We start from the raw sequence: 11,048 nt of genomic DNA on the forward strand, positions 1-11,048 counted from the left end.
GATATAAAAAGATAGTCAAAAAGACATATATAATTTATAATAAAGCATTGTGGAATAGAAGATAGTCTGCACATAGTAAAAACTATAAGGTTTTTTGCAGCAGGACAACCTTCGGATATTAAAAAAACGGAAGCCCATTACATGAGCTTCCGTTTTAACATTTCTGGATTAGATGAATATTTAAGTGCAGTCTCTCTTGTGATCTGGCGGTTTCGATAAAGCTCCAGCAGGCTGTTATCCATGGATTTCATGTCTGCCTGGGAGGAAGAGGCAATCACACCGTCAATCTGATAAATCTTGTTGTCGCGGATCATATTTCGGATGGCAGGGGTAAGCCTCATAATCTCAAAAACCGGAATATTGTGTCCATTCACATCCGGCACCAGCTGTTGGGAAATAACAGTCTGCAGAACCATGGAAAGCTGAATGGCAATCTGATGCTGCTGGCTGGGCTCGAAAACATCCATAATACGGCTGATGGTATTGGCAGCTCCGGTAGTATGAAGGCTGGAAAGAATCAGATGTCCGGTTTCAGCAGCAGTCATGGCAGTCTGGATAGTCTCGTGGTCACGCATTTCTCCAAGCAGGATCACATCCGGGCTCTGACGCAGGGTGGCACGCAGGGAAACCAGATAATTGGCAGTATCCGTACAGATCTCTCGCTGGCTGACAATGCATTTGTCATGTCTGTGCAGGTATTCCAAAGGGTCTTCCAGCGTGATGATATGTCCTTCACGGCTGTGATTGATCTTGTCGATGATACAAGCCATGGTGGTAGATTTTCCGCTTCCTGCAGGACCTGTGATCAGAACCATTCCCTTGGTAAGATCAGCGGCTTCCATAACAGCCGGAGGAATGTGCAGATCCTGCGGATCAGGCAGATCAAATGCAATAATACGGATGACAGCGGCAAGAGAACCACGCTGCCGGTATGTATTTACACGAAATCTTGAAAGACCCGGGATAGCCATGGAAAAGTCATCGTCACCGGTTTCCAGCATAGGCTCTATATTCCGGTCGTGAGCAAGCTTGTAAATGATCCGGATAAATTCATCTGTCTCCGGAGGCATGAGCCGTTCTTCAAAACCATCCAGCGTACAGAGCTTTCCGTCAATTTTTACAGAAAGGGGACGACCGGCAATAATAAATATATCAGAGGCTTTTTTCTGAGTGGCAAGCTCCAGAAAAGCCTTTACTTTTTCTTCCATAAAATTATTCTCCTTTGTAGACAGACTGGCTGTTGTCCGGATTCCAGTCTGCAGTTACAACCGTATTCCAGGAGAGGATTCCGGCGATATTGCTGCTGGTCACGTCCAATCCTGCATTAATGGTATCAGAAGCAACGTTATCAGAAGCAGTGGAATCAGCTGTACAGTCAGTCCGGAATACAGCAATTTTCACAGCCAGACTCTGGGTGTCGGAAAATGCTTTCGCATATTCAGCAGTATGTTCCTCTGAATCCCATTCTATATTCTCCTGTGAATTCAGATAATCGGAGACGAGCTGGTAATATGCAGTCTCTGTTTTTGCCTGTGCCTTAAATCCTTCCAATGCCTGAACCAGCTCGGAGTAAAAATCAGCTGCCTCACTGCAGGCATTATAATAAGCTGATGTCTGCTCCAGGGAAAGGCTGCTGGCGCGAAGATCCTGCCTGGAAGTACCATAGCCCAGCAAGGACAGGATCACCAGCATAAGAACTCCAAAGATTAGAAAAAGGGAAGGAATTCCAGTTGCGGAAAAAAGGTGATTCTTTTCTTTCATGAATTTGCTTCCTCCTTTGTGGAAAAAACTGGAAAGCGAATTGTTTGTGTATAAAGACTGGTTTCCTCATTTGCATTCTGGAGTTTTTCAAAAGTGACCTGAACTTCTTTGACCTTGTCAGAAGCAGAGCAGACAAGCCTCATTTTATAAACCGCGCTTTCTTCGGAAGTATTCTGCCAGTGCCTGTCAAAATAATAGCAAATACTGTCCTGATCTGCAACTCCATCTGGCATCAGTGCCAGAAAATTTTGGACAGTGCCGTCAGTTCCTTCCAGAATTTCACCGGCACTGGTGATAAGCTCCTGGATATGAGAGTCCTCCCGGGCATGTACCCTTGCCATGTAGGAAGCCGCAAACAGTCTTACGCAGACATCGCAGGTCAGCCCCAGAAAAAGAAGGACAAATATCATTTCCATAAGAAAAAGCCCGGATTTGGAATGGGTAGTGATTTTTTTCATAAAAACTTCCTTTCAGCACATCATTCAGAAGTGACCAGCCCCAAATTCAGGAGCCTGCGAATCAGGCAGGAACCCCTGGATGAAGCAGAAAACTGGAACAATGTCCATCTGTGTCCGTTAATGTGATCCTGTAAAAAGTGTTTTCTAAAGCGTCAATCTGGAAATCCTGAAGCTGTGCGAGGTTGGTCCCCATAGAAAGATCGGCCTGGGAATCCGATGCTGTAAAAAGCTCTTTTAAATGACTGCCATCAAAATAAATGTAAGTGCAGTAATCTTTCCCCTCAATAGCTTCCTGAAAGCAAAGAACCTGTGTTCCCTGAAGCTCTGTAAGGGAGGTCATTCCGGGAATATCGTGCTGACGAAACTTGGTAGTGATGTAAGAGGCTGCCGTATAAAGATTGTTATTAGTGTCCAGGCTTTTTACAGAGGCCTGATAGTTCCCGGCACCAAAAAGCATCAGAAATAGAAGAAACAGCACATACATTGCAAAAAGCAGCAGGGCTGCCAGTGAATCAATGCTGTGGTTCTTCCGGGGGAATCTGGAATTCATCTGGCACCTCCTTTTCTGGCATTTACCGGAAGTACGCTGATCGATGGCAGAAGATTGGATCCATTTGGAACATATTCTACCACAAATTTCTCAGAATCATAGGTAATATGGTAATCCGAAAGCAATTCATCCAGGCTCTGAGGGTATCGGCCTGTGAGGGCGTAGGTGCGGATGGCACCTCCTTCAAGTGCCTGCGTTAAAGTAACCTGTTCTTTTTCCAGGGAATCAGTCTGTGTACGTGCAATTCCAAGATAGAAGATCAGGCAGAGGACTGCAGCGAACAGGATTGGAACAATAAAGCGGAAAATCCGCCTGACACGAATGAGTCTGGTTTCAAATATATCCATTTTCACTCTCCCTTACAGCTGTTATGCGATCATTTCAGATAACAGTCCCAGCAGCGGCATCATAACAGAAAGAAGGACCAGTCCTACAAGAATTGAAAGGACGATCACAATAGTAGGTTCCAAAATTGACACAATATGGGAAACAGAGTCTGTGGATTTCTCTTCATACTGCTCAGCCAGTTTTTCCATTACTTCGTCAGATGCACCAGCCTGAAAACCAAGGGAGATCAGACGAAGCTCCATAGCCTTAAAAAGTCCGGATTCCGTGATGGCTTCTGTAAATCCATATCCTTCAGCGAGCTGCTTCTGAATGGAAGCAAGCTTTTCCCTGGTCTCAGTCTGAGAGACAACAGCCCCTGCCAGCTCCACACAAAGCTCAGGGGAAAGTCCGCTTCGGATTCCCAGGGAAATACATTGACAAAGACGGCTGTAATCCAGATTTACCGGAATTTCCTTCATGCCTGGAAAACGGCAGACAATTTTACGGATCAGTTCCTGACCCTTTGGATGAAGAACCAGGAAAAGGATAAAGCAGATCATCGCGGCCAGAAGAATAAGGAAGGCAGTAGAATAGCGGCTAAGTGTTTCGCCGATTCCGAGAAGGGCACCGGAGATCCCGCTCATTTCCAGTCCAAGCTGTCGGAAAACCTGTCGGAAAACCGGGAGAACCTTTACCAGAAGAATTACAATAACTGCAGTCATCATGCCCAGCATAACAAGGGGATAGGCGACTACACTCTGGATCTGGTCTGTGATCTGAATCTCCTTCGCATAAAAAGCGGACAGCCCCTTCATAACCTCATCCAGACAGCCGGTTTCTTCGCCAGTGCGGACGTAGGCAGCAGCAGAAGCAGGAAAAGCACCGGATTGCTCCATGGCGTGCGCCAGGGAACCGGATTCCTCCATGTCTTTATAGAGAAAGGTCAAAATTTCTTTGCCCCGCTCTGTCTGGCTGTCGTCATTTAAGATGGCAAGGCCCTCAATGGCGGACATTCCGGAACGTAATATGATGGAAAACTGTTCACAGAATTGGAACAGCTCCCGATTATTTAACTTGGTAATCATATAAAGTCCTCTCTGAAAAAAATATCAGGCAGATCCTGAAAAAATCCATGAACCTGCGAGGCGTTTTTTCGTTGTGCTATCGGGTAAACTGCAGCGTATAATTTGCGCTGTCACCGATATAGGAATTGATAAGCTCTTCATCTTCACTGTTGGCGGTAAAGGTTGGATCCATGCGGTTCCATTTCTCCCCGTCATAGGTAATTGCCTGTTCCACCCATCCTTTTCCGCGTATGTAAACATCGATCCAGGCATGCTTGATGTCACCTGCATACCCGATCTGAAGCTTACAGGGAATATCCCGGCTTCGCAGCATTGCCGTCATCAGGGCTGCATAATCAAAACAGATTCCCTTTCCGGTAGAGAGAGTTTCGTCTATGTCAGGAAGATATCCTGTCTCAACGGTGGCTGCTTTGTCCTCGTCGTAGGTGACGTGCTGGGTTACATACTGGAAAACGGTGTCAATGCTTTCCTGTTCCGTGGCATCCTCTGCCAGAAGAGAAAGAGCCAGCTTGCAAGCTTCTGAGTCCGGGGTGAAATTTACATACTGGTTCGGATACAAAAACGGGAGAAATTCATTCTCCAGGGAAACCTCCAGGGCCTGGGCAAAAAGTGCGGCATACTGACTGCCGTTTACCTGCTCATAACAGGATACCTGGTAGGTGCCGCTTCCGCTGGTAAAAGGAATGACAGCACTTTCGCCGGAACTTACAAAATAAGAATAAACAACGCCGTCATCTGCGGAAAGCTGGATGTTTTTGGTGGTACCATTACTGTCACTAACAGCAGTCAGATATCCCTGGCTGATGTTGGAAATATCCAGTATCAGAGGTGAATATCCTATGGTGTCTGTCCCGGGGGCTTCCGGAACCAGAACCTTCAGCGGGGAAAAAACAGGCGGTTCTTCGCTGGAACCGGAGCTGCCGTTCTGACCGCAGCCTGTTGCAGGGAAAACTATTAGCAGGCAAAATAGAAACAAGCAAAGCGGAAGGGCTGAAATGCGTTTAGACATAGCGCCGCTCCTTTTTATAAGCTGATCATTCATTTTAAACACGTTCCAGTGATTTTTGAAATTCGGGAAGATCGTACCATGCAGGTGGTTCCTTCATACGAACTACGAAATGGCACAGATCAGGACGGATCCTGGCTTCCAGGTATTCCATAGGACCCAGTGAACAGTGTGCCGTTCTGGTGTTGAAAAAAATAGGAGATCCCGGTTTAATGTTGAGAATCTGTGCATCAAGGAAATCTGCTGAGCTGATGTTGATGTGTTCTTCACCGGTTTCAAATTTAATTCCGTAGTGCTTCTGAATAAAGTAATAGAGATCTACAAGCTGTTCGCGGTAGGTATCTAAATCCGGGAAAAAATCAATACGGATATAATTTGTCTGAATTATCACAGGCTGTTCATTGGAGGAAACCACTCTTTGAAGGCGGAAGACTTCTGTTCCTTCATTAAGATCCAACGCTCTGGCAACCTGGTTGCTTGCAGGAATACGGTCAATCCAGGTTCCACTGATGGTCAGGGCGGCATCATCCAGAAACAGAGTGTGTATGTCTATTACGTTATGAAATTTTGAGAAATTGGTAAGCTCCCGTTCTTTGGGATTGATCACCTGTGTGCCGGCACCCTGCTTCACCTTTATGCGCTTGTCTTTAACCAGAAGGTCAATGGCATGCCGGACGGTTGTGCGGCTTACCGAAAACATTTTTCCAAGTTCATCTTCTGTGGGAAGATAGGAACCTATGGGATAAACATTATTATCTATATCGGATTTTAATTTGTTATAACATTTCTTGTATGCAGGAAGTTTTTCCATAATGTTTCCTTTCAAAATAAGGTTGTTTAGTAACCTATAGTATATATGTATCAAACAAATAAGTCAAACAGTAATTGAAAAAACAGAGGGACTTATACAAAATGCATAAAAAAAAGCAAAGTATCTTGTTAAATAAAACACTTTACTAAAAAAGAAAAACATTGTATAGTAATGTTTGTAAACATAATTATGAATTTCAAAAATAAATTAAATATAAAGGAGAAACATAATGATGAAAAAACAGGAATTTGTACCGCGAAAGATAAGCGAGAAACCACTGTATGAACTGAAATCAGTGGAAGATATTCCGGTATCAGAGCTGTATCAGGTTAAGATAAACGGAAAGGAACAGCGAGTATATCATACGGAATTTTTTGATTTTGTTTCTTTCTTGGATGAAAATGAAAAGGCTGAGGTAGAAGTTACAGTAAACGAACCATTTCAGAAGGCTGTTATCCGTCCTGCAGCTGCACAGATACCGTTCGAAGAAGAGGGGAACAAAATCAGCATAAGCCTTCCTGCCGGAAAGAGAATTACTCTTGAACTGGACGATAAACTGGAGTCACCACTTTATGTTCTTCCTGGAAAATACATACCGAAGCCTGAGAATGCCACTTATGTATTTGAAAGTGGAAAAGCCTACAATGTGGGATGCCTTCAGCTTAATTCTGACGAAACTGTTTATATAGAGTACGGAGCAGTTGTAAGCGGAAGAATCTATTCCAGAATGGCAGACAGAGTCCGTATTCTGGGAAATGGAATCCTGTATGGAGGAAACTGGCATGCATGGGACGAAAATGGAGCAGAGCAGCTGATCGTTCCTGTACTGGGTGAGAACATTGAAATACGCGGAATCACACTTCTGGATGGTGGTTCCTGGCATATTGTTCCGGTTGCATGTAAAAATGTTCTGATTGAAGACGTAAATGTTCTGGGAAAAGTGATCACAGGAGATGGCGTCGATATAGTCGGATGTGAGAATGTAGTGCTTCGTAATTGCTTTATAAGGGCAAATGATGATTGTATATCTATTAAGGCTGTGGAATTCCAGGATCCGTCAGGCTGCACAGATGTGAAACATATCCTTGTTGAGGATTGCTTGTTCTGGAATGCAGAATTTGGAAACACACTTGAAATCGGATATGAAACCAGATGTGACGAAATTACAGATGTTGTTTTCAGAAATTGTGATGTTGTACATTGCCAGTATGAGGGCAATCAGTCAGGTGGAGTACTGACAATTCATAACGCTGACCGTGCCCATGTACATGATATTGTTTATGAAAACATCCGAATTGAAGATGCCCAGGAAAAATTTATTGATATTAAAACTCTTGATTCCAAGTATTCACGAGACAGGGAAAGAGGCATGGTAAATGATATTTTCTTTAAAAATATTGAAATTACAGAAGGCACTTTTCCAGTATCCATTATACGTGGCTTTGAGATGAAAAATGAAGTGTGCAGACCTCATGGCTTTTATTTTGACAATGTGGTAATTCATGGAAAAAAGGTGATGTCACCTGGTGAATTACACATGGTTGTGGAATTGTCAGATGAACTGAAATTCCAGTAAAAGGAATTAACAAAGGAGATGGAAGAAAGCATGGATATTTTGCTTGTCGGAACCTATACACAGCATGATGCCCCTGCTGTATTGGAGAAACAGGAGCTTGGAAAAGGTATCTATCTGATTCCGTATAATGAAATCCTGGGAGATGTTGCAGGAACTCCTCTTATCATACAAATGCAGAATCCTTCCTGGGTTTGTCTGGTGAAGAACCGGCTTTTTGCGGTAAGTGAAAGTGAAAATGCTGCGGAAATTGTGGAATATGAAGTAGGGGTTCAGGAAGAAAGTCTTACAGCAGAGAAAAAGGCAAGTCTTCAGATGCCTGGAAAAGCATCCTGTCATATTGAAAAGGATGAAAAAGGACAAAGGCTTTTTGTATCTGATTACGGAAGTGGAGATTTAAAGGTGATCGACATTTCAGAAGCCGGCAGCCCGAAGCTTTTACAGGAAATTTCTTTTACAGGAAAAGGGCTGGATCCGGAACGGCAGGAAGCATCTCATATTCACTCCTGCTTCCTTCATAGGGGAGATCTGTATGCAGCTGACTTAGGGTGTGATAAGATTTATTCTTTTGGCACAGATAAGGGAAAGCTTCTGCAAAAAGAAACCATAGAGGTCAGACCTGGAGCAGGTCCGAGACATATGGGGATACTGGAGAAAAATGGAAAAACGTATCTCTATGTATTAAATGAGCTGGATCTTACAATTTCTGTTTACTGTAATAGGGAGCTGTGCCAGACCATATCCCTGGAAGAGGAGTTGCCAGAGGGCACGCTTGCAGCAGAACTGTGTATTGCAGAGGAGAAAATGCTTTACGCATCTGTGAGAGGAACCGGAGAAATTTTTGGATTTACCATAGATGAAAATGGAATGTTAAATTTGAAACAAAAAGTTGTAGTTCCGAAAGGATGGTTTCGAAGTATCTGTCTGGACAGCAGTGAGAAGCATTTGCTTGCAGCAGATCAGAAAACAGGAAAAATATATATTTTTGACAGGCAATCAGAGGGAGAACTGGGAAATCAGCGGGTGCTTGTGGAAGTTCCCGTACCTGTGCAGGTATTGTCTGGGAAAATAGAATAAGAGAGGAAAACTGTGATGAGAAAAAAAGCAATCGTTACAGGTGCCAGTCGTGGAATTGGACGTGGAATTATCAGAGAACTGGCAGCAGCCGGATATGATATTGCCTTTTCCTATCGGACACGAGAAGATGAGGCAAAGGAAGCAGCTGAAGAAATAAGAAATATGGGTTCCTTTGCCTGGTATGCAAAGGCTGATATGGCACAGGCAGGAGAAGGGGAGAAGTTTTTTGACCAGGCTGTCAGGGAACTGGGCGGACTGGATCTGCTTGTAAATAATGCCGGAGTTACCGTGTTTCAGTCCATTCTGGACCTTGAAATGGAGGAAACCCAGAAAATGCTGAATCTGGATCTTTTGAATTACCTTGTACTTTCCAGTAAGGCAGCCAGATATATGAAGGCACATGAGGTTAAAGGATGCATTATCAACATAACCTCTTCAAGAGCAGAAAGAGCATATCCGGGAGATTGTGTTTACGGCGGCATAAAGGCTGCAGTGAACCGGGCTTCACAGTCTATGGCACTGGATCTTGCACCATATGGGATCCGTGTGAACTGTGTGGCTCCGGGAGCTATCTGTATCCGTACGCCAGAGGAAATAAAAGCAGAAGGCAGGACAGAGCTGGAAGGCTTCTGGGAAAGTCTGGGAGAAAGAATTCCAATGGGCAGAAATGGAACACCCAAAGATATAGGAAGAGCGGTAGTATTCCTTGCAAGTGAGAATGCAGCTTATATAACCGGAGAAGTATTGCGGGTTGACGGAGGACTGATCCTGCCGGGAATGCCGGAAAAAGTAGAAAATGATAAAAATGCCTGGGGAGGAGAAAAATGAGAGTAACGATCAGAGATGTAAAAGTAATTTGCTGTGCGCCGCAGAAAATCAATCTGGTGACAGTAAAAGTGGAAACAAGTGAGCCGGGATTATATGGTGTGGGCTGCGCAACTTTTGCCCACAGACATCTGGCAGTGGTTGCCGCTGTGGAAAAATATCTGAAGCCGTACCTGATTGGCAGAGATGTTTCTGATATTGAAGATATCTGGCAGTCTATAAAAGGAATGAGCTACTGGAGAAACGGACCTGTTTTAAATAATGCCCTGTCAGGTGTGGATATGGCATTATGGGATATTAAAGGCAAAATGGCCGGTATGCCCCTGTATGACTTACTGGGAGGAAAATGCAGAACCGGAGTTCCGTGCTATACGCATGCTGAAGGCACCACAATAGAGGATTGTGTGCAAAAAGTAGGAGCATTAAAGGAAAGAGGATATCGCTGTATCCGTGCGCAGGTTGGAGGCTATGGCGGAAAGGATATGCCTTATCAGCCGCCGGAAGGTTCCTTTGAAGGTTGCTATTATGATCCAAAAGCATACATGGCAAAAACAATACAGCTGTTTGAGCGCCTCAGGGAAACCTATGGCTGGGAACTGGAGCTTTGCCACGATGTACATGAGAGGCTGAGACCTTCTGATGCAGTGATATTTGCAAAAGATATGGAGAAATTCCGTCTGTTCTTTCTTGAGGACTGTCTTTCTCCGGAACAGAGCGGATGGTTTAAGCAGATCAGGCAGCATTGTACTACTCCGCTGGCTATGGGAGAGCTGTTTAACAATCCAAACGAATGGCTGAATCTTATCACAGAAAGAGAAATTGATTACATAAGAATCCATTTAAGCCAGATTGGAGGAATTACACCGGCACGTAAACTGATTGCTCTTTGCGATGCATTTGGAATAAGAACTGCATGGCATGGACCAATAGACCTTACTCCGATTGGTCACGCAGTAAATATCCATCTGGATATGGCTTCTCCGAATTTTGGAATTCAGGAATGGGCTGACACCAATACCCTGTCTGAAGATGCAGGTGCAATTGCCTTACATCAGATTTTTACCGGAATTCCGGAAATGCGGGACGGATATCTGTATCTGAATGGGAAACCAGGAATTGGTGTGGATATTGATGAAAAAGCAGCAGCTGAGTATCCGTGCAGCGAAGAGGTTGTCACATGGGATTGGATGCTGCCAAGGCTTCCAGATGGAACAGCAGTAAGACCGTAAATACACTCGCTTTGTTACAGTATTTGTAGGCAGTGGAGGTGGATTGTCTACTCCTACAAATATTGTGCAAAACGTATAAAAATGCACAAAAAATATTGTGAATACATACGAAAATAATAATAAAGCAAAAAAAATGTTGTAAATAATTGGTGAGTATGATATGATTCAAATATCACCGGAAACGTTACCGGTAACAATACCGGAAACGTTACCAAAAACGAACCAGACAACTGAAAATGCTCAGTTGGCGGAAAATAAAATTATACTAGTATAGTATCCATCTAGTAATAATAGTTTACAGTTACTTGCTTTTTTGCTATACTCCATTCAAAAAACAGTTCTGGAG

Annotated in this window: 12 protein-coding genes; 4 read left to right on the forward strand and 8 right to left on the reverse strand. The window is 43.9% G+C overall.

The window, feature by feature from the left end; genetic code table 11:
• Positions 1 to 137: 137 nt before the first annotated feature.
• The 8 genes from I2D69_RS07010 to I2D69_RS07045 all read right to left on the reverse strand — a co-directional run bounded on the left by I2D69_RS07010 (position 138) and on the right by I2D69_RS07045 (position 5,998).
• Entirely contained in the window at positions 138 to 1,208 is a 1,071-nt protein-coding gene (locus I2D69_RS07010; RefSeq protein WP_195379649.1) for a PilT/PilU family type 4a pilus ATPase, read from the reverse strand.
• A gap of 4 nt (positions 1,209 to 1,212) precedes the next feature.
• On the reverse strand, positions 1,213 to 1,761 hold the full coding sequence (locus I2D69_RS07015) for a hypothetical protein (protein ID WP_173717896.1): 549 nt from the start codon (positions 1,759 to 1,761) through the stop codon (positions 1,213 to 1,215).
• Positions 1,758 to 2,219 carry a hypothetical protein gene (locus I2D69_RS07020; RefSeq protein ID WP_195379650.1) on the reverse strand — a complete coding sequence of 154 codons (462 nt, stop codon included), beginning with the start codon at positions 2,217 to 2,219 and terminating at the stop codon, positions 1,758 to 1,760. Before I2D69_RS07020 ends, I2D69_RS07015 begins: the two co-directional genes overlap by 4 nt.
• A gap of 61 nt (positions 2,220 to 2,280) precedes the next feature.
• A complete protein-coding gene (locus I2D69_RS07025; RefSeq protein WP_195379651.1) occupies positions 2,281 to 2,769 on the reverse strand; it encodes a DUF4860 domain-containing protein in 489 nt (162 codons plus the stop codon).
• Positions 2,766 to 3,116 (reverse strand): hypothetical protein, encoded by a 351-nt coding sequence (locus I2D69_RS07030; RefSeq protein WP_195379652.1) that lies wholly within the window; start codon positions 3,114 to 3,116, stop codon positions 2,766 to 2,768. Before I2D69_RS07030 ends, I2D69_RS07025 begins: the two co-directional genes overlap by 4 nt.
• 21 nt (positions 3,117 to 3,137) lie before the next feature.
• Positions 3,138 to 4,181 (reverse strand): type II secretion system F family protein, encoded by a 1,044-nt coding sequence (locus tag I2D69_RS07035; RefSeq protein ID WP_195379653.1) that lies wholly within the window; start codon positions 4,179 to 4,181, stop codon positions 3,138 to 3,140.
• Between the two features lie 76 nt (positions 4,182 to 4,257).
• Complete coding sequence (locus tag I2D69_RS07040; RefSeq protein WP_195379654.1) at positions 4,258 to 5,190, reverse strand: transglutaminase-like domain-containing protein; 933 nt, start codon at positions 5,188 to 5,190, stop codon at positions 4,258 to 4,260.
• A 34-nt stretch (positions 5,191 to 5,224) separates the two neighbouring features.
• Positions 5,225 to 5,998 (reverse strand): GntR family transcriptional regulator, encoded by a 774-nt coding sequence (locus I2D69_RS07045; RefSeq protein ID WP_195379655.1) that lies wholly within the window; start codon positions 5,996 to 5,998, stop codon positions 5,225 to 5,227.
• A 229-nt stretch (positions 5,999 to 6,227) separates the two neighbouring features.
• On the opposite strand from I2D69_RS07045, the gene I2D69_RS07050 reads away from it, so the two are divergent.
• Genes I2D69_RS07050 through I2D69_RS07065 form a run of 4 tightly spaced genes read left to right on the forward strand, consistent with a single transcriptional unit; the run spans position 6,228 to position 10,702 of the window.
• Complete coding sequence (locus I2D69_RS07050; protein ID WP_173773973.1) at positions 6,228 to 7,574, forward strand: glycosyl hydrolase family 28 protein; 1,347 nt, start codon at positions 6,228 to 6,230, stop codon at positions 7,572 to 7,574.
• Between the two features lie 30 nt (positions 7,575 to 7,604).
• The gene (locus tag I2D69_RS07055) at positions 7,605 to 8,648 is read left to right on the forward strand and encodes a beta-propeller fold lactonase family protein (protein ID WP_195379656.1); all 1,044 of its coding nucleotides are present in this window, start codon (positions 7,605 to 7,607) and stop codon (positions 8,646 to 8,648) included.
• Positions 8,649 to 8,663: 15 nt separating this feature from the next.
• Entirely contained in the window at positions 8,664 to 9,476 is an 813-nt protein-coding gene (locus I2D69_RS07060; protein WP_148461067.1) for an SDR family oxidoreductase, read from the forward strand.
• The gene (locus I2D69_RS07065) at positions 9,473 to 10,702 is read left to right on the forward strand and encodes an enolase C-terminal domain-like protein (RefSeq protein ID WP_148461068.1); all 1,230 of its coding nucleotides are present in this window, start codon (positions 9,473 to 9,475) and stop codon (positions 10,700 to 10,702) included. Before I2D69_RS07060 ends, I2D69_RS07065 begins: the two co-directional genes overlap by 4 nt.
• Positions 10,703 to 11,048 lie beyond the last annotated feature (346 nt).

The organism is Ruminococcus sp. D54t1_190329_F1 (genome assembly GCF_015551645.1).
GTDB lineage: Bacteria > Bacillota > Clostridia > Lachnospirales > Lachnospiraceae > Blautia_A > Blautia_A faecis.